This window comes from Pseudooceanicola aestuariicola (assembly GCF_045763785.1).
Taxonomy (GTDB): Bacteria; Pseudomonadota; Alphaproteobacteria; order Rhodobacterales; family Rhodobacteraceae; genus Pseudooceanicola.
In genome coordinates, this window is record NZ_JBJGSF010000001.1 from 1,348,788 (window position 1) to 1,366,295 (window position 17,508).

Below are 17,508 nucleotides of genomic sequence, written 5' to 3' on the forward strand. Positions count from 1 at the left end.
TACCTGTCAGATCAGCTTAGCGCGGCGCCAAGCGCCATCGCCTTGGACATGTCGCCATCAACAGACAGACGGCCCGTCATGAAGGCCGAGGTCGGGTTCAGATCGCCCGCCATGATTTCCTGAAAGGTGGCCGCGTCGGCGGTCATGGTCACATCGGCGTCTTCGTCGCCTTCGCGCACGGTGTCGCCTTCGATCATGATGGCGCCTTCACCTTCGACGACGAACTTGGCGGTTCCGTCGATCCCACCGCTCATCTTTTCCTGCAGGGCTGCGACAGCTGCGTTGATTACTTCACTCATGGTTCACCTTTTCTGGAATTCGGTCCCTTGGGGGTTACATCGTGCCGGGAATTGCCGATACTGACGCTACACATAGGATTGTTATGATGGTCTCAAAGCAGATTCTCAAACCTATCGTTACGGCATTTGCCATCGCCGTGCCCGGAGCGTTGTTCGCTCAGGCGCAGGGTGGCGCGACGGACGATCTTTTGCAACGCCTTCAGGATGCTGATCCGGTGGATGCAAAAAAGATCGAGCGTGAGCTGGACCTCGCGTGGCGCCGTTCTGGATCCGCCTCGATGGATTTGCTGATGACCCGCGGCTCTGACGCGTTAGAGGCGGGCGACGTGGACAAGGCGATTGGCCACTTCTCGGCGCTGATCGACCATGCCCCGGGCTTTGCCGAGGCGTGGCATAGGCGTGCGCAGGCCTTCTACCGACAGGAAGAATTCGGGCTGGCCGTGGCCGATCTGGGGCAGACGCTGACGCTGAACCCCAATCATTTCAACGCCATCTACGGTCTGGGCGTGATTTTTGAATCTCTCGACAAACCCGATGAGGCGTTTGAGCTTTATTCTCGCGTGCTCGAGATGTACCCAACCCACGAACGCGCGATCGAGGCGCAAGAGCGGCTGCAGGGCAAAATCACCGGCCAGACGCTCTAGGCCGACCCCTCATCGCTTAATCGGGAAGGGCCAGCATGGCCGGGCAGGGCATCATAACGGCCGTTCTAGGGCCGACCAACACGGGCAAAACCCATTATGCCATCGACCGGATGCTGGGCTATCGCACCGGGATCATCGGGCTGCCCCTGCGTCTGCTGGCGCGCGAGGTCTATGACAAGATCGTCGCCATCCGCGGCCCGTCGGTCGTGGCGCTGGTCACGGGCGAAGAACGCATCGTCCCGCCCCGCACGCAATATTGGGTCTGCACGGTCGAGGCGATGCCCGAAGGCACGGGCCCAGACTTTCTGGCAGTAGACGAAATCCAGCTTTGCGCCGATCCCGAACGGGGGCACGTCTTTACCGACCGGCTGCTGCGCGCCCGTGGCACGCACGAGACGCTGTTTCTTGGGTCTGACACCATGCGCGGCAAGATTGCAGACCTTGTACCGGGGGTGCAATTCATGCACCGCCAGAGAATGTCCCAATTAGTGTATAATGGTTCGAAAAAGATAAGTCGGATGCCGCCAAGATCGGCAATTGTCGGCTTTTCGGTTGATAATGTGTATGCCATCGCAGAGCTGTTGCGCCGCCAGAAGGGTGGCGCAGCGGTTGTGATGGGCGCGCTAAGCCCCCGCACGCGGAATGCGCAGGTCGATCTGTATCAGAACGGCGATGTGGATTTTCTGGTCGCCACCGACGCCATCGGCATGGGCCTGAACCTCGATATCAATCACGTCGCCTTTTCGTCGCTGACCAAATTCGACGGTCGCCGGATGCGCCCCTTGGCGCCAAACGAACTAGCCCAGATTGCAGGTCGGGCAGGGCGCGGCATGTCGGACGGCACCTTTGGCGTCACGGGCGAAGCCCCGCCATTGGAACAGCCCATGGCCGAGGCGATCATGGAGCATCAGTTCACCCCCGTGCGCCACCTGCAATGGCGCAACCCGGCGCTGAACTTTGCCAGCCCCGACAAACTGATCGCGTCGCTGGAAGAACCATCCAACCGCGAAGGTCTGGTCAAAGCGCGCGATGCCGATGACCTGATCGCCCTGCGCACCCTTGCTGCCGATGCGGAAGCTCGGGCTCGGGCCAGCACCCCCGACGCGGTGCGCCTGCTGTGGGATGTTTGCCGGATCCCCGATTTCCGCGGCATCAGCCACGCCGAACACGCCAGCCTGCTGACCCAGATTTTTGCCGATCTGCACCAGCGCGGCACCATCCCAGACGACTGGCTGGCCCGCCAGATCAAGCGTATCGACCGCACCGATGGTGACATCGACACCCTGTCAAAACGGTTGGCGTTTATCCGCACATGGACGTACGTCGCGCAACGTCGGGGCTGGGTTTCCGACGAAAACCATTGGCGCGGAGAGACTCGCGCTGTAGAAGACCGTCTGTCAGATGCCCTTCATGAGCGTCTGACCCAAAGATTTGTGGACCGGCGCACCAGTGTGTTGTTGCGGCGGCTCAAGCAGAAGGAGGCCCTTTTGGCCGAAGTCAGTGATACCGGGGATGTAACGGTCGAAGGCGAATTCGTCGGCCGTCTGGAAGGGTTCCGTTTCCGTCAGGATGCCAAAGCGTCCGGCGAAGAAGCCAAAACAATCAGCCGTGCGGCTTTGCAGGCGCTTGCGCCGCATTTCCATCTGCGCGCGGACAAGTTCTACAACGCCCCCGATACGGAAATCGACTTTACCGAACAGGGCGGGTTGATGTGGGGTGATCAAGCGGTGGGCAAACTGACCGCCGGGTCCGATCCGCTGAAGCCGCAGGTACAGGTTTTCGTCGATGACGAAGCCGGGCAGGACGTGGCCGAAAAGGTGCAGCGTCGTTTGCAGCACTTTATCGATCGCAAGATCGCCGCGCTGTTCGAACCCCTGCTGAACATGTCCCGCGATGAATCGCTGTCGGGCATGGCGCGTGGCTTTGCCTTCCAAATGGTTGAAGGTCTGGGCATTCTGCCGCGTCAACAGGTGGCCGATACGGTCAAACAACTGGATCAGGACGCCCGCGGCGCGCTGCGCAAACATGGTGTGCGGTTCGGTCAGTTCACCATCTTCATGCCGCTGCTGCTGAAACCCGCGCCGACGCGTCTGCGCCTTGTTCTGTGGGCCCTGGCCAACAAACTGGACGAATTCCCCGAAGCGCCGCCCCCCGGTCTGGTCACCGTGCCGACCGACCAAAGCGCGCCTGAAGGCTATGCCGCGATGGCGGGCTACCGCGTGGCGGGCGACCGGTCGATCCGCATCGACATGCTGGAACGTCTGGCCGACATGCTGCGCGGCGAAGACACCCGCAGCGGGTTCGAGGCGAAGGCCGACATGCTGTCGATCACCGGCATGACGCTGGACCAGTTCGCCGACCTGATGCAGGGCCTCGGTTACAAGGCTGAAAAGGGCGAACGCGAAAAGCAGCGCGTGCAGGCCGAACCTGCGGGCAAAGAGCCTCAGGTCGTAGACGACGCCGCTGTAACCGCCGAACCCTCGGAACCCGCTGTCGAAGGCGCGACCGTCGACGGCACGCCCGAGAAACTGGAAAGCGACGCCACCACCGCCGGTCTGTCGACCGAAGAGGTGCTGGCCGAGGTCGATCCCGAGGCCACGCCCGAAGAGGTCGACACGCCCAGTGACGACACCATCGCAGACACCCAGCACGTGGCCGACGCCGCGCCGGAGTACGAGACCTTCTACACCTTCACTTGGGGTGGCACGCGGTCCAAACGTCCGGGCGAACAGGGCGGCCGCCGTGGCAAGCCGCGCGCCGACGACGCCAAGAAGGGCGGCAAACCGCGCGGGCCTAAGGGCAAGGGCGGCAAGCGTCGTGACGACGGGCCGAAATCCTTCCAGTCCGGTCCCAAGCGCGAGAAGGCGATTGACCCGGACAACCCCTTTGCCGCCGCGTTGAAGGGCTTGAAAACGGACTGATCCAATGGTGGATCAGTCGCAAAAATTCCGCTTGGACAAATGGATATGGCAGGCGCGGTTCGTGAAATCGCGCAGCCTCGCCGCCGCTCTGGTGACCGGCGGCCATGTTCGTGTGAATGGAAACCGGGCGGGCAAGGCATCGCATGCAGTGCAGCGCGGTGATGTGCTGACATTCCCGCAAGGTGACCGCATCCGCGTGGTCCGCATCCTTGCGGCAGCCACTCGTCGCGGCCCCGCGACCGAAGCGCAGACGCTGTACGATGATATGTCGCCCCCGGTCGAGAAGACGGAAATCCCCCAAGGTGCCCGGATTGAAGGCAATTCTCGCCCGACCAAGCGGGATAGACGGAAGCTTGATCTTTATCGCAAGGGGCGCGGCGATGAGGCGCTTGAATGATCGGGCGGGCCACGCTAGCTAACCCCGGAACACGCCTAACCCCGAGCCTTACATGACCTATATCGTCAACGACGCCTGCATCGCCTGCAAGTACACCGACTGTGTCGAAGTCTGCCCCGTGGATTGCTTCTACGAAGGCGAAAACATGCTGGTGATTCACCCCGACGAATGTATCGACTGCGGTGTCTGCGAACCCGAATGCCCCGCCGATGCCATTCGCCCGGACACAGAGCCGGACATGGAGAAATGGGTCGAGTTCAACCGCAAGTATTCGGAACTTTGGCCGGTCATCATCACCCGTAAGGACCCGCTGCCCGACGCCGAAGAACACGACGGCGAATCCGGCAAGCTTGAGAAGTACTTTAGCGAACAGCCGGGCGAGGGTGGTTAAACCAGCTTGGACCCAAGTTTGTGTCAGGTCGTGACGCCCCCTGAGGGCGCTCTGGCGCTGCACCGCAACATGACGCTTCCGATTCGGGGCGATTCGTGGTATTTTGTTCTTCGTATGATGAAGACTGCCTGCCTAAACGTAGCGCTTGCTGCCACCCGCTACGGTACGTAACCACAGATTTTCCGCAGCCGGACGAGGTGCTATTCCTCGCCCGGTCCTTTGCGGCCTGTCGTGATCCGGGCAATGTGAGGAATAAAAAAATGACTAAAGCTAAAAAAGCCGACTTCAGCCCCAATGAATACGTCGTGTACCCCGCGCATGGCGTTGGCCAGATCGTGTCGATCGAAAGCCAGGAAATCGCCGGTATCTCTCTGGAATTGTTCGTCATTTCCTTTGAGAAGGATAAGATGACCCTGCGCGTTCCGACCAACAAGGCCACCGAAGTGGGGATGCGGTCCCTGTCGACGCCGGACGTCGTGTCCAAGGCCATGACCACGCTGAAAGGCAAGGCGAAGGTAAAACGCGCCATGTGGTCCCGCCGCGCGCAGGAATACGAACAGAAGATCAACTCTGGCGATCTGGTTGCCATTGCAGAGGTCGTGCGCGACCTGCACCGCAACGACGACCAGCGCGAGCAGAGCTATTCTGAGCGTCAGCTGTACGAAGCCGCGCTAGAGCGTCTGACCCGCGAAGTCGCCGCCGTGTCCGGCGCGGACGAAGTGGACGCCGCGCGCAAAGTGGACGCCGTTCTGGTGTCCCGCGCAGCGTAATTCGCTGATCGGCTTAACTGAATTGACCGCCTCGGGTGACCGGGGCGGTTTTTTCGTTGCGGAATTGTATATCCTGAACAGAGGGCGGTGTCCGACCGCGGGCTGGCGCTCACGCCGAATGTAGTCTTCGCTTTATCCAAACGTGGTAGCCGCGCATAAGATCGTCGCGCTAACGGTCGCTAAGCGCCCGCCCATGGGGCGGTCGGGCGCTGCCCGGCGGCACTTCGTGCCTCGATTCCGGGCTTAAGACGACCTCAGGCAGCACGCTCGTGCGCTGCCCTCCGCCGCGCTCAGCTCACCAACACGACCAGCACCGCCACTTCGGCCAGCACCTGCACAGCCCCCAGAATATCACCCGTCTGCCCACCGATCCGGGACCGCGCCAGCAAAGCCATACCGCAGGCCACGACCAGAACTGCCACCACGGCAGCCACAACGCTCCACCCGACGCAAAACGCGCCCAGCACAACGGCCAGCGCCGCACTGACCCCAGACACTGCCAACGACGGACGCCCCACGCCGCGCGACAGCCCGTCCTCCCGCGCATTGGAGACCAGCGCCATCACACCGGGCAAAACCCCGCGTGACAGCACCGCAGCGGCCACCAGCGCAGGCAGAACCCACGCGTTGATCACCAGAAACACCGCAAAGACCCGCGCCAGAAGCACCAGCACCAGCGCGATCACCCCGTAGGACCCGATCCGGCTGTCGCGCATGATCTCTAGCCGCCGCTCGCGGGTCCAGCCGCCCCACAGACCGTCTGCAGTATCTGCCAGACCATCTTCGTGTAGCCCTCCGGTCACCATGACCAGCGCGCCGACCACCAGAACCGCCGCCAGCGGATCGGCCACGCCCGCCGCGATGGCCACAAAGCCCACCGCCCATCCGATCAGCCCGACGACCAGCCCGACCAAGGGCCAGCTCCACCCGGCGTTGGCCCCGCGGGCGGTGTGATTGGGCAAGGGCAGGCGGGTCAGCAGACCAAAGCCTGTCAGGATGTCGTCAAAGGCGTTTGAAAGGGCGCGCATCGTGGGGTTGCTCCTGATTTCCCATGCTTTAGACACCGCGAGAGAATTCTGCACAACGAGGTTTTGCCATGACATCCGCCCCCGCTACGCTGGACCAGTTCCGTGATCTATTGGCTGATTTGCCGGGGCCTGATGCCCAGGCGCAGGCCGACGCGGCGGATCGCAATGGTCAGCTGACGAAACCCCCGGCGGCGCTTGGCCGGTTGGAGGATCTGGCGCAATGGTACGCGGGCTGGCGCGGCAACGGGCGTCCGTCGCTTGATCACCCTCAGGTCATTATTTTCGCCGGGAACCATGGGGTTGCGGCCAAAGGCGTATCGGCCTTCCCGCCCGAGGTGACGGTCCAGATGGTGGCGAATTTCGAACACGGTGGCGCGGCGATCAACCAGCTGTCCAAAGCCTTTGGCGCACAGATGGACGTCCACGCGCTGGATCTGGATCGCCCCACGAACGACTTTACCGAAACCGCCGCAATGGATGACGCTGACGTTCTGGCCGCGCTGACCACTGGCTGGAACGCGGTAGACGCCAAGGCCGATCTGCTGGTGACGGGCGAAATGGGAATCGGCAACACCACCGCCGCGGCGGCCATCGCCAATGCGCTTTACGGCGGCACGGCGCAGGACTGGGTCGGACGTGGCACAGGCGTCGATGACGCGGGTCTGACCCGCAAGGCAGAGGTCGTGTCGGCGGGCGTTGCCAAACACGGCGGGAAAGACGGCATCGACGTTCTGGCCAGCCTTGGCGGGCGCGAAATCGCGGCCATGGCGGGGGCAATCCTGCGGGCGCGCGTCGAAGGCATCCCGGTGATCTTGGACGGGTTCATCTGCTGTTCCGCCGCGGCCTGCCTTCAGGCGATGAACTCCGCCGCGCTGGATCACTGCGTCGCGGGCCATGTCAGCGCCGAATCCGCCCATCCCAACCTGTTGGAACAACTGGGCAAAGAGCCGCTGTTGAACCTTGGCCTGCGTCTTGGCGAAGGCTCTGGCGCGGCGCTGGCCATCGGCGTGCTGAAGGGCGCGGTGGCCTGCCATTCCGGCATGGCCACCTTTGTCGAGGCGGGCGTCAGCGACGGTTAAGCCGCCTCATCCCCATCGCGGGTCAGGATCGACTGGAGCGAGGCCTCAAGGTCCCGCTCCAGTTCCTTCGCGCGCTGGATGTATTCAGGGTTCTTGTCCGCAGGCAGGTTCGGGTCCCACAACTCGGCCAGTTCACGCACCGTATCCCTGTCGTGGTGGAAGAAGGCCTGTTCTAGCTTGGCCGCCTCGAAGTCCGAAAAGCCCGTATTCTCCAACACATAGCGGCCCGCGCGCAGGCTGCTGTCAAAGGTTTCCCGCACGATATCGTCGGCCCCGGCCTGATAAAGTTCATACACATGCCGCCGGTCATGCGCGCGCGCCACGATGTGAATGTCGGGCCGCTGCTTGCGAGCATAGGCGACCAGATCGGTGACCGATTTGGGATCGTCAATGGCAGCCACCAGCACGCGGGCCTTGTCCAGCCCCGCCGCCCGCAGGATGTCCGGGCGCGATGGATCGCCGAAATACCCCTTGAAACCAAAGCGGCGCATCACCTCGATCGTGCGGATGTTGTTGTCCAGAACGACCGTTTTGATACCCGAGGATTGCAACAGCCGGTTCACGATTTGCCCAAACCGACCCACGCCCGCGATGATCACAGGGCCTTCATCGTCAATCTCATCGGCGGCGCGCGTTTCGCTGGCCGGGTCGCCCATCTTCTTGGACATGTAGTCGTAGAACAGGAACAGCAGCGGCGTGATCAGCATCGACAGGGCGATCACCAGCAACAGCCGTTCCGCCAGCACCGGGGGCAGCACCTCTTGCTGGCGCGAGAACGACAGCAGTACGAACCCGAATTCCCCCGCCTGGCTTAGCGACAGGGTGAACAGCATCAGCCGCCGCCGCCTCAGCTTGAACGCGCGCCCGATCAGGAAGAGGATGATCCCCTTGATCAGGATCAGCGCGACCGTCAGCCCAAGGATGATGCCCGGAGATTTCACCAGCACGCCAAAGTTGATGCCCGCGCCCACGGTGATGAAGAACAGACCCAGCAACAGCCCCTTGAAGGGCTCAATGTCCGACTCCAGCTCGTGTCGGAATTCGCTGTTGGCCAGAACCACGCCCGCCAGAAAGGTGCCAAGCGCCGGGGACAGGCCCACAAGGTTCATCAGAAAGGCGATGCCGATCACGATCATCAGCGCCAGCGCGGTGTACATTTCGCGCAGCTTGGCCGCGTGGATAAAGCGGAACACCGGCGCGGTCAGGTAGATACCCGTCAGGATCACCGCCGCCACAGCGCCAAAGGTCACCAGTGTCACCCCCCAGCCGGGCAGGCCTTCCACAAGGCTCATCCCGTGGTGGGCGTCCGCCTCCATCGCAGTCCGGGTAAGCGATCCATCAGGGTTCGCCTTCAACCCAAGGGACGGCAAGGCCAGCAGCGGCAGGAAGGCCAGCATCGGGATCACCGCGATATCCTGCGTCAGCAACACGGAAAACGCGGATCGTCCGCCCGGCGTCTGCATCAACCCCTTTTCCGACAGGGTTTGCAGCACGATGGCCGTCGACGACAGCGCAAGGATCATCCCCACGGCCAGCGACACCTGCCATGCGTACCCAAGCGCGACAAAGCCCACCATCACGGCCAGCGTCGTCAGCACGACCTGCAACCCACCAAGCCCCAGCAATCGGTGTCGCATGTCCCACAGCGCGCGCGGCTCAAGCTCCAGCCCGATCAGGAACAGCATCATCACGACGCCAAATTCGGCAAAGTGCTGCAGGTCGGTGTTGTCCGTCCCCACCAGCCCCAGAACCGGCCCGATGACGATACCCGCCGCCAGATAGCCCAGTACCGATCCCAGCCCCAGCCGGGACGCGATCGGTACGGCGATCACCGCGGCTGCCAGATAGATCGTCGCCTGAAACAGGAAGCCTTCCATATGCGTCTAAGTCCTTGCCTTTAAAGGGGGCGAACGGGTAGGGGGCCGTCCTGTTTGAATTGGTCCATAACGATCTGACTTTGCACCCTTGTGACAGATGGATGCGGCAGCAGAACTTCGTGAATCAGTTGGTGAAGCGCGCCCAGATCGGCACAATAGACGCGCAACAAGTAATCAGCTTCGCCGGTCAATGTCCACGCGCCGGTGACCTCGTCCCGGGTCTGGATCAGCGTGGCAAACTCGCGCGACTGATTTGGCCCGTGGGTGCCCAGCTGAACCTGCACAAAGGCCTGAATATCAAGGCCCAGTGCCTGCGGGGCCAGCCGCGCGACATAGGCCTGCACATAGCCTTCGGCCTCCAGCCTCTGCCGCCTGCGCCCGGCTTGGGACGGCGACAGGTTCAACCTCTCGCCCAGGTCCTGGGCGGTTAGGTTGGCGTTGGTTTGCAGCACCTCCAGCAGGCGCAGGTCAGTCGAATCCAGCATTCGCGAAATCTCCGCATGATGGTTGCAGATAGTGTAAATTTCGCGCGCGCCAACCACAAGTCACCCGCAAGAACGCGCAGATAATGTGCGGCATGGGGCGTAATTTGCACAAAAGCTATACAGACAGGAGGTTCCCCATGGGTCCGTTCCCCCACGACGCCCCGAAATCCACCATCACCCCCGAAAACCCCGCCGGCACCGACGGGTTCGAGTTCGTCGAGTTCGCCCATCCCAACCCGGACGAATTGCGCGACCTGTTTTCCCGCATGGGGTATGAACTGGTTGGCCGCCACAAATCCAAAGACGTGGAGCTTTGGCAGCAGGGCGACATCACCTACATCATCAACGCGGAACCCGGCACCCACGCGGCCCAGTTCATCGAAGAACACGGGCCCTGCGCGCCGTCGATGGGCTGGCGCGTCGTCGATGCCCAGCACGCCTTCGATCACGCGGTGAAGAACGGCGCCACACCCTATGAGGGCAACGGCAAGCTGATGGATGTGCCTGCGATCGTCGGCATCGGCGGCTCGCTCATCTACTTTATCGAAGAATATTACGAGACCTCGCCCTACAACCGCGAATTCGACTGGCTGGCCCAGTCCAAGCCGCGCGGCGTCGGGTTCTATTACCTCGACCACCTGACGCACAACGTGTTCAAGGGCAACATGGACACGTGGTTCAAGTTCTACGGTGACCTGTTCAACTTCAAGGAAATCCGGTTCTTCGACATTCAGGGCAAGTTCACCGGGCTATTCAGTCGCGCGCTGACCTCTCCCTGTGGCCGCATCCGGATCCCGATCAACGAAGACCGGGGAGAGACGGGGCAGATCGTTGCCTACCTTAAGAAGTACAATGGCGAAGGCATCCAGCACATCGCGGTCGGCGCGCGCGACATCTATGACGCCACCGACCAGATCGCCGAAAAGGGCATCAAATACATGCCCGGCCCGCCCGACGCCTATTACGCCATGTCGCATGACCGCGTGAAGGATCACGAAGAACCGATTGAGCGGATGAAAAAGCACGGCATCCTGATCGACGGCGAAGGTGTCGTTGATGGCGGAGAGACGCGGATCCTGCTGCAGATCTTCTCGAAAACCGTGATCGGTCCGATCTTTTTCGAGTTCATCCAGCGCAAAGGCGACGACGGCTTTGGCGAAGGCAACTTCAAGGCACTCTTCGAGTCGATCGAACAAGAGCAGATCGACAACGGAGAGATCGCGGCGGAATAACCCGCAGCCAGATTGATCAACGCACAAAACGAAACGGGCCGCACGACGCGGCCCGTTTTCATTTCAGCTTGATGAAAATATCCTCGCCGAAGGCATGGGCTGCGTCAGCGGCCCATCACCCGCTTAGCCGCTTGGCATATCCAGCGTCACGTTGCGCCCGTTCTTCTGATAGCGCAGCGTGCCATCGCCAATCGCCAGAACACGACCCCCATCAATTCGGTCCCCGACCTGCACCTTGCGATACCGGCCATTGGCCAGACGCACCAGCGCGCGCCGGTCAGAGGGCTGGCCGTAAACGCCGATCAGGTTGATCCGGTTCAGGTTGATCGCATTGCGCACCGTCGCCTGACGCGTGACCGAAGCCGAAGATGGCACGCGCGGCACCACGGCAGGCGGCGGGGCCTGCGTGACCCGCGCAGCGGCGGCCAGTTGCGGCATGTTTTCGGGACGTTTTAGCGGGCGCAGGGCGGTAAAGGCGGGCTCTAGCTGCGGCTCTGGCGTGGGTTGTGGCGCAATTACCAGACCCGCGGCGGCAGAGGTGCGCGTGACCCCTTCGTCATTCAGGGCTGCGGCGACCGCGCTTTCAATCGCGCCACTGGCCAGCGATGCCCCTTGGGCGGGGCCGGTGGTGGTGGCAGCGGCCACCTGGATCGGCGCCGGATCGGGATCGGCTGCGAAGGGGCGGATCAGCGGTCGCAGGGCCTCAAACCGCGGCTCGGGCCGGGCGGCGACGGTTTCGACCTCGGCCTCTACGGCGGTGTCTTCGGTCAGCTCCGGTGTGGCCTCGGCGGTGTCGACCGCCAGCTCCGTCACGGGCTCTGTCACGGGCGCAGTTTCTTCAGCGACCCCTTCGGTCACGCCGGGCCGTGCGGGCGGCAGGATCGGCGGCAGACCCGCGATGACGGTGACTTCGGCCTCGTCCTCTGGTGTCGCTTCGGGCGTCACGTCCGGTGTTGCTTCGGGTTGCAGCGCCGCATCGTCCTGCGTCTGCTCAGGCTCTCCGGGACGGGTGGGCGGCAGCAGCGGCGGATCGCCTGCGTAGACCACAACGCCCTGCGGCGTCACAGCCCCTTCGGGCGTGGCGATGACCAACCCGCGGTCGTCCATGTTGAACCGTTGGCCGGGGGTCGGCGGCGGGCCGGGCGGTGTGGGCAGTGCGTCGGGCACCAGCGCGGCCAGCGCCGGTTGCTCCATCCGTTGCGGCGGGCCGTCGGATCCGGGGTTGTCGTCACGCGCCGCGTCATCGGCGCCAAGCGTTTCAGACGCCAGCGGGTCAGGCGAATCCTGCCAGATGCCCGTGGCGGCATAGCGCGCCTCGGCCTCTGGCCCGTCCGCGGGCACATCCGTAGTGTCCGCGTTGGCGGTCTCCTCGGGCGCTGTTTCTTCTGCCGCTTCGACGGCCTCTGTCACGATCAGGGGCGACACGTCTTCGATCGCCTCATCGTCACCGGGGCCGGGCGGCACGGATTCTTCGGTCACGGCTGCGCCGGCGACTTCTTCTGCAGGCTCACGCTCTTCCACACCCGCCTGTGGCGAGACGAGAGGCGCCATGCCGTCGTTCATAAAGATCGCGGCCCATCCAGCCGTGCCCAGCAGGGCGACCACGCCGACCACGGCAATCGCCACGCGGGCGCCACCGCCCGAAGGCTCATACGCTGCGCCACCACGGGCACCGAAAACGGTCAGCCGCTCCGCTTCTTTCCGGCGTTCTTCCGCGCTGAGTTCGCCCAGAGAACGGGCTTGGCCCTGCGACGACGCCTCAGCCTCAAGGTCAGGGGCGACGGTGTCTTCCGCCACGGCGGCATCCGTAACGATCGGTGCGGCGGCGGCTTTCTTGGATCGTTTCCAGCGAGAGGTCTTGGCGGGCTTGGACGTCTCCTCCGACGCCTCAGCGATACTTGGTTCGACTGGCTCATTGACCGGGTCATCAACTTCGGCCGAAGGCGCGGGCGTCGAACCATCAAGGCTGATCCCCGCGCTATCGGGCAAAACCAATTCGGGGACTTCGGACGCGCGGGCCGCACGTTTCTTGCCAAAGGACGACAGCGCACCGCCAAGGGTCGTGCCGATCCCGCCCAGAACGCCGGTGACACCGGCCAAGGGGTTCGGACGGCGCGGGCTGGGCGTCGCGTCGGTGGCGTCGAATGCGGTTTCAAAATCGGTCGAAGGCGGGGTCAGCGCCGCGCCGGTATCAGCCGCAGAAGCGTCATCTTCGACAGCGGTGTCGGCCTTGGCCTTTTTCGCCGCATCACGTTCCCAGCTGGCCTTCCGGCTGGCGCGCAATTCGGCCCCGCGCGGCGCACTGGCCTTGGCACTGCTGGCGCTGGCAACGGCGGCGTCGGATTTGGGGTCGGATTTTGCCGCAGGTTTCGCGGCTGCGGGGGCGTCCGCCGGGGCAGGGGTGTCCTCGCCCTCCGGCTCTTTGCTGCGGCGGCTGACAAAGGCGACCGGCGCGTCTTCTTCTTTGGCGGGGTCCGGTGCGGGCGGGGCAGTCGGGGATTTCACCCGACCGATCACGCGGATCGCGACGGTGTCCGGCTCTACCGTGATGTTGGCGGGAACATCATGCGCGGTGCCGAAGAACGGCTCTCCGGAATAGTCGCGCGGCTCTGGCATCGCGGCAAAGGACACGGGCGTAAAGCCAAAGCCGCGGGCAAATTCATCCGCCTCTTGCAGCGTCTCAAGCGCGACCGCGGCAATGTGCAGGTGCTGGCCGCTGACGGCGCTGTCGGTTGCCAGTTCGTCCAGCGAATAAGGGGTTTGGCCGTCCAGCGCCATGGCGACCGTCTGCTGGCGCGACACCGGATCGGCGCGGCCTGCGGGCACGGTGACATAGCGGATCTGTTCGTTCGGGATAACGATCTTAAAGGTCGCCTGACCGGGGGCCAGCTTTTCAGCCGCCTCCCGCAGGGCTTTCATTTCCTGTCCAAGGGTCGGGCTTTCCGGAGACGCCTCACCGACAAGCTCCCATCCCGGAGAGGAGCGTTGCAGAAGGGCGATGCCTTCCATGGACAAAATTAGTGCAAAATTCGGTTTCATCAGCCCGTCACATGCCAAAGGCGCAGAGAATCCGGGGATCCTCTGCGTTTTGACTATGCTATAGCACGGTTAACGATTGGAAAAGGCTCACGTTCTTGCCAGCCCTGATCGGCAATTACCCGCAGGCCTTCGTCAGCGCCTGATCCAGATCGGCGATCAGGTCGTCCGCATCCTCGATCCCTATGGACACGCGCACAACGTCCGGACCTGCGCCTGCGGCCTTCTGTTGTTCTTCCGTCAGCTGTCGGTGCGTGGTCGAGGCCGAGTGGATCACAAGGCTTCGCGTGTCGCCAAGGTTGGCCACATGGCTGAAGATTTCCACGGCGTCGACGAATTTCACGCAGGCCTCGTACCCGGCCTTTAGCGAAAACGTGAAGAGCCCACCCGCGCCCTTGGGGCAAATCTTGGCGACCCGGTCGTGGTAGGGCGACGACTCCAGCCCCGCATAGGTCACGGCCGACACGCGGTCGTCCTTTTCCAACCAGCCGGCAACTTTCAGTGCGTTTTCCACATGGCGATCCATGCGCAGCGACAGCGTCTCGATCCCCATCAGTGTGTAATGCGCCGCCTGCGGGTTCATCGTCATGCCCAGATCGCGCAAACCGATGGCAATGCCGTGGAAGGTGAAGGCGAGGGGCCCGAACGTCTCGTGGAACTTCAGCCCGTGATAGGCGGGTTCAGGCTGCGACAGCGACGGGAACTTGTCGGACGCGGACCAGTCGAAATTACCCGAATCGACGACGCAGCCGCCCGTTACCGTGCCGTTGCCGGTCAGGTATTTCGTGGTCGAATGCACCACCAACGTCGCGCCGTGTTCAATCGGGCGGCACAGGTACGGCGTGGCCGAGGTGTTATCGACGATCAGCGGGATCCCGGCCTTGTCCGAGATCGCGGAAATCGCGTCCAGATCGGTGATATAGCCGCCGGGGTTCGCCACGGCTTCGCAGAATACCGCGCGGGTGTCGTCGTCGATCGCGGCCTCGACCGCGTCTAGATCGTCGAAATCCACGAACTTGGCCGACCAGCCAAAGCGTTTGATTGTCTGGGAAAACTGCGTGATCGTGCCACCATACAGGCGGGTAGAGGCGACGACGTTCTTGCCCGGCGACATCAGAGGGAACAGCGCCATGATCTGCGCCGCATGACCCGACGAACAGCACACCGCGCCCTGACCGCCTTCAAGCGTCGCGATGCGTTCCTGCAGAACGGCGACCGTGGGGTTCGTCAGGCGGGAATAGATATAGCCCACTTCCTGCAGGTTGAACAAAGCCGCCGCATGATCCGCATCGCGGAACACATAGGCTGTGCTTTGATAGATCGGCGTCTGCCGCGCACCTGTTGCCGGATCAGGGCGTGCGCCCGCGTGGATTTGCAGCGTGTCGAAACCGTAGGCCATGAAAATATCCTCCCGTATATGTCTGATTATGGTCTTGCCAACAGCCCTAAGGGATCGCAGCGTGCCGCTCAAGTTGTTCGATCAGGAGCGTCCGATGATCCCGCCATTTCACCTTGCTTATCACGTCACCGACTTGGACGAGGCGCGCCGTTTCTATTCTGGCCTGCTGGGCGCGGAAGAGGGGCGCAGCACCGACACCTGGGTCGATTTCGATTTCTTCGGGCATCAGTTGTCGCTGCATCTGGGCGAGCCGTTCAAGACGACGAACACCGGTAAGGTGGGCGATCACATGGTGCCGATGCCGCATCTGGGGATTGTGCTGGCCTATGAAGACTGGCGCGGCATGGCGGATCGGTTGGAAAGCGCAGGGATCGAGTTCGTCCTGCCGCCCTCGGTCCGGTTTGAAGGAGAGCCGGGGGAACAATGGACCATGTTCTTCCGCGACCCATCGGGCAACCCGATCGAGGTGAAGGGCTTCCGCGACCTCTCGGGCGTCTTCGCGAAGGGCTGAACCGCGGCCATCGACAAACGTGCCGCCCCGTCGGGCGCACATTCCCTTGCGCCTATGCCTTTGCAGGCTAGGCATGGTGAGCCCCGAACGGCTTGATCCGCCGTAGGGTGGGTTTTCAACCCACCTTTCAAATCGGTTTGAACCCTGAAAGGAGGGCCGCGCCGACCCGGGGTGGCGCAGTAGCGCCGCCCATGGGGGCGGGTCGGCGCTGCCCGGCGTGCCGCCGGGCGGTTGTTTGATTAACTCAGTGCGGTATCGGCTGAGGTCATAAATGCGGGGTGAACCCCGCCCTACAGATAAGGCCGCGTAGGGCGGGGTTCACCCCGCCTTGACCCAACCCCTCACCAATCACCGCATCCAGAACCCTTCGCGCTTGATCCGGTTACGGATCGCCTGTTCCTTGCGGGGCAGGTTGTCGCGGTCAAACATCTCTCGGACCTTCTGACCGCGGCCCTGATACACGATCCGCTTGATCGGGTCGTAGTTCTTCAGCACCTTCTTGAAATACTGCGGTGAGGTCACCGCCTCCAGCACTTCGACCGCCAGATCGCTTTCCCGCGCATAAAGCAGCGGCAGCACGCGGTAATGGCAGGTGACTTCTCCGTCCAGCAGACCGGGGGGCAGCGCGTCGCGTCGCCCGCCGAAGGAATGGATGACAAGGGGCAAGGCGATCTGATCCAGCCACGGGTCCATCGTCTGACAGACCAGTTCTTCCGGCGGGTCGTCGCGGATGGCGATCATGTAATCCAGCATCCGCCGCCCGAACTGATGCGGACAGCGATAATAAAAGAACCCCGCGTTGAAATAGAGGTACCGCCGCCAGTATTCGTCCGGTTGGCTCAGGTCCAAAGAGCTTTCGAAATCCAGCCCGAACCGGTCGTACAGCGATTTCCAGATACCCGTGTAACCGGGCCCGTACAACTCGGGCTGCGGCCACGTGCCTTCCACCCGCAACGAGGCCGAGGGCACATCGAAATCAAAAGGCACCCGCGCCAGATCGTCGAGGATCAGCGTGTCGGTGTCGAAAAAAATGAACGGCTCTCCCTTGGGCAGGGACAGCAGCGCCTCAACCTTGTTGCCCTGCGGATAACTCTCTCCGAAATGCTCGTTCTGGAACGGCAGCAGCGTCGCACCCAGATCGCTGAGCGCGCCGCGCAGCGTGCCGGCCATACTAGGGTCACGATCCCACAGCGGGCCGGGCTGCGGTTCGGCTACGTACAGGTTGGGTGTCGACGGGCTGTTGCCGAATAGCGAGGCCGCGAAAATCAGCGCCTCGTACTGCAACCGCCCGGATTGCCCTATGATCAGGATGTTCGGGGTTGGACCGTCAGTCGACAGATCTGCAAGCCCCGGGTCTTCGCCTGTGACCATAAATTTGCTACCCTCATCAGCGCGTGGTGCTAGACTGTGTTTTTTAGCAAACTTATCAGTTCCCTGAT

At 62.9% G+C, this 17,508-nt stretch carries 15 protein-coding genes; 8 read left to right on the forward strand and 7 right to left on the reverse strand.

Annotation, left to right across the window (positions count from 1 at the left end):
* Window positions 1–11: 11 nt before the first annotated feature.
* Window positions 12–299, reverse strand: coding sequence for an SCP2 sterol-binding domain-containing protein (locus tag ACI3GR_RS06155; protein ID WP_407493200.1), 288 nt, complete (start codon window positions 297–299; stop codon window positions 12–14).
* A gap of 86 nt (window positions 300–385) precedes the next feature.
* On the opposite strand from ACI3GR_RS06155, the gene ACI3GR_RS06160 reads away from it, so the two are divergent.
* The 5 genes from ACI3GR_RS06160 (at window position 386) to ACI3GR_RS06180 (ending at window position 5,422) form a co-directional block, all read left to right on the forward strand.
* A complete protein-coding gene (locus ACI3GR_RS06160) occupies window positions 386–943 on the forward strand; it encodes a tetratricopeptide repeat protein (protein WP_407493201.1) in 558 nt (185 codons plus the stop codon).
* 35 nt (window positions 944–978) lie between these two features.
* Complete coding sequence (locus ACI3GR_RS06165) at window positions 979–3,864, forward strand: helicase-related protein (protein WP_407493202.1); 2,886 nt, start codon at window positions 979–981, stop codon at window positions 3,862–3,864.
* Between the two features lie 4 nt (window positions 3,865–3,868).
* Window positions 3,869–4,261 (forward strand): RNA-binding S4 domain-containing protein, encoded by a 393-nt coding sequence (locus ACI3GR_RS06170; protein ID WP_407493203.1) that lies wholly within the window; start codon window positions 3,869–3,871, stop codon window positions 4,259–4,261.
* A 52-nt stretch (window positions 4,262–4,313) separates the two neighbouring features.
* Window positions 4,314–4,652, forward strand: a complete 339-nt coding sequence (fdxA, locus tag ACI3GR_RS06175; protein ID WP_407493204.1) for a ferredoxin FdxA — start codon at window positions 4,314–4,316, stop codon at window positions 4,650–4,652.
* Between the two features lie 260 nt (window positions 4,653–4,912).
* Window positions 4,913–5,422: a CarD family transcriptional regulator gene (locus ACI3GR_RS06180; RefSeq protein ID WP_407493205.1), complete on the forward strand. Its 510-nt coding sequence runs from the start codon at window positions 4,913–4,915 to the stop codon at window positions 5,420–5,422.
* Between the two features lie 290 nt (window positions 5,423–5,712).
* On the opposite strand, the gene cobS is transcribed toward ACI3GR_RS06180, so the two are convergent.
* Window positions 5,713–6,450 carry an adenosylcobinamide-GDP ribazoletransferase gene (cobS, locus tag ACI3GR_RS06185; protein ID WP_407493206.1) on the reverse strand — a complete coding sequence of 246 codons (738 nt, stop codon included), beginning with the start codon at window positions 6,448–6,450 and terminating at the stop codon, window positions 5,713–5,715.
* A 68-nt stretch (window positions 6,451–6,518) separates the two neighbouring features.
* On the opposite strand from cobS, the gene cobT reads away from it, so the two are divergent.
* Window positions 6,519–7,529, forward strand: coding sequence for a nicotinate-nucleotide--dimethylbenzimidazole phosphoribosyltransferase (gene cobT, locus ACI3GR_RS06190; RefSeq protein WP_407493207.1), 1,011 nt, complete (start codon window positions 6,519–6,521; stop codon window positions 7,527–7,529).
* On the opposite strand, the gene ACI3GR_RS06195 is transcribed toward cobT, so the two are convergent.
* Together ACI3GR_RS06195 and ACI3GR_RS06200 are read right to left on the reverse strand one after the other, a co-directional pair.
* Window positions 7,526–9,406 carry a monovalent cation:proton antiporter-2 (CPA2) family protein gene (locus ACI3GR_RS06195; protein WP_407493208.1) on the reverse strand — a complete coding sequence of 627 codons (1,881 nt, stop codon included), beginning with the start codon at window positions 9,404–9,406 and terminating at the stop codon, window positions 7,526–7,528. The genes cobT and ACI3GR_RS06195 overlap by 4 nt on opposite strands.
* Before the next feature lie 20 nt (window positions 9,407–9,426).
* Window positions 9,427–9,891 carry an Lrp/AsnC family transcriptional regulator gene (locus ACI3GR_RS06200; RefSeq protein ID WP_407493209.1) on the reverse strand — a complete coding sequence of 155 codons (465 nt, stop codon included), beginning with the start codon at window positions 9,889–9,891 and terminating at the stop codon, window positions 9,427–9,429.
* Between the two features lie 137 nt (window positions 9,892–10,028).
* Between ACI3GR_RS06200 and hppD the strand changes: the two genes are divergently transcribed.
* Window positions 10,029–11,123, forward strand: coding sequence for a 4-hydroxyphenylpyruvate dioxygenase (hppD, locus tag ACI3GR_RS06205; RefSeq protein WP_407493210.1), 1,095 nt, complete (start codon window positions 10,029–10,031; stop codon window positions 11,121–11,123).
* A 123-nt stretch (window positions 11,124–11,246) separates the two neighbouring features.
* Here the strand turns inward: hppD and ACI3GR_RS06210 are convergent, their stop codons facing one another.
* Together ACI3GR_RS06210 and ACI3GR_RS06215 are read right to left on the reverse strand one after the other, a co-directional pair.
* Window positions 11,247–14,162 (reverse strand): hypothetical protein, encoded by a 2,916-nt coding sequence (locus ACI3GR_RS06210; RefSeq protein ID WP_407493211.1) that lies wholly within the window; start codon window positions 14,160–14,162, stop codon window positions 11,247–11,249.
* 115 nt (window positions 14,163–14,277) lie between these two features.
* Complete coding sequence (locus ACI3GR_RS06215) at window positions 14,278–15,558, reverse strand: O-acetylhomoserine aminocarboxypropyltransferase/cysteine synthase family protein (protein WP_407493212.1); 1,281 nt, start codon at window positions 15,556–15,558, stop codon at window positions 14,278–14,280.
* A 94-nt stretch (window positions 15,559–15,652) separates the two neighbouring features.
* On the opposite strand from ACI3GR_RS06215, the gene ACI3GR_RS06220 reads away from it, so the two are divergent.
* Window positions 15,653–16,069 carry a VOC family protein gene (locus ACI3GR_RS06220; RefSeq protein WP_407493213.1) on the forward strand — a complete coding sequence of 139 codons (417 nt, stop codon included), beginning with the start codon at window positions 15,653–15,655 and terminating at the stop codon, window positions 16,067–16,069.
* A 348-nt stretch (window positions 16,070–16,417) separates the two neighbouring features.
* Here ACI3GR_RS06220 and ACI3GR_RS06225 read toward each other — a convergent pair whose 3' ends face one another.
* Window positions 16,418–17,440 (reverse strand): GT-B fold glycosyltransferase domain-containing protein, encoded by a 1,023-nt coding sequence (locus tag ACI3GR_RS06225; RefSeq protein WP_407493214.1) that lies wholly within the window; start codon window positions 17,438–17,440, stop codon window positions 16,418–16,420.
* Window positions 17,441–17,508 lie beyond the last annotated feature (68 nt).

Bases quoted from the DNA above. Each gene is read 5' to 3' on its own strand.
- ACI3GR_RS06155 (WP_407493200.1), bottom strand. From the start codon at position 299: ATGAGTGAAGTAATCAACGCAGCTGTCGCAGCCCTGCAGGAAAAGATG.
- ACI3GR_RS06160 (WP_407493201.1), top strand. From the start codon at position 386: ATGGTCTCAAAGCAGATTCTCAAACCTATCGTTACGGCATTTGCCATC.
- ACI3GR_RS06165 (WP_407493202.1), top strand. From the start codon at position 979: ATGGCCGGGCAGGGCATCATAACGGCCGTTCTAGGGCCGACCAACACG.
- ACI3GR_RS06170 (WP_407493203.1), top strand. From the start codon at position 3,869: ATGGTGGATCAGTCGCAAAAATTCCGCTTGGACAAATGGATATGGCAG.
- fdxA (WP_407493204.1), top strand. From the start codon at position 4,314: ATGACCTATATCGTCAACGACGCCTGCATCGCCTGCAAGTACACCGAC.
- ACI3GR_RS06180 (WP_407493205.1), top strand. From the start codon at position 4,913: ATGACTAAAGCTAAAAAAGCCGACTTCAGCCCCAATGAATACGTCGTG.
- cobS (WP_407493206.1), bottom strand. From the start codon at position 6,450: ATGCGCGCCCTTTCAAACGCCTTTGACGACATCCTGACAGGCTTTGGT.
- cobT (WP_407493207.1), top strand. From the start codon at position 6,519: ATGACATCCGCCCCCGCTACGCTGGACCAGTTCCGTGATCTATTGGCT.
- ACI3GR_RS06195 (WP_407493208.1), bottom strand. From the start codon at position 9,406: ATGGAAGGCTTCCTGTTTCAGGCGACGATCTATCTGGCAGCCGCGGTG.
- ACI3GR_RS06200 (WP_407493209.1), bottom strand. From the start codon at position 9,891: ATGCTGGATTCGACTGACCTGCGCCTGCTGGAGGTGCTGCAAACCAAC.
- hppD (WP_407493210.1), top strand. From the start codon at position 10,029: ATGGGTCCGTTCCCCCACGACGCCCCGAAATCCACCATCACCCCCGAA.
- ACI3GR_RS06210 (WP_407493211.1), bottom strand. From the start codon at position 14,162: ATGAAACCGAATTTTGCACTAATTTTGTCCATGGAAGGCATCGCCCTT.
- ACI3GR_RS06215 (WP_407493212.1), bottom strand. From the start codon at position 15,558: ATGGCCTACGGTTTCGACACGCTGCAAATCCACGCGGGCGCACGCCCT.
- ACI3GR_RS06220 (WP_407493213.1), top strand. From the start codon at position 15,653: ATGATCCCGCCATTTCACCTTGCTTATCACGTCACCGACTTGGACGAG.
- ACI3GR_RS06225 (WP_407493214.1), bottom strand. From the start codon at position 17,440: ATGGTCACAGGCGAAGACCCGGGGCTTGCAGATCTGTCGACTGACGGT.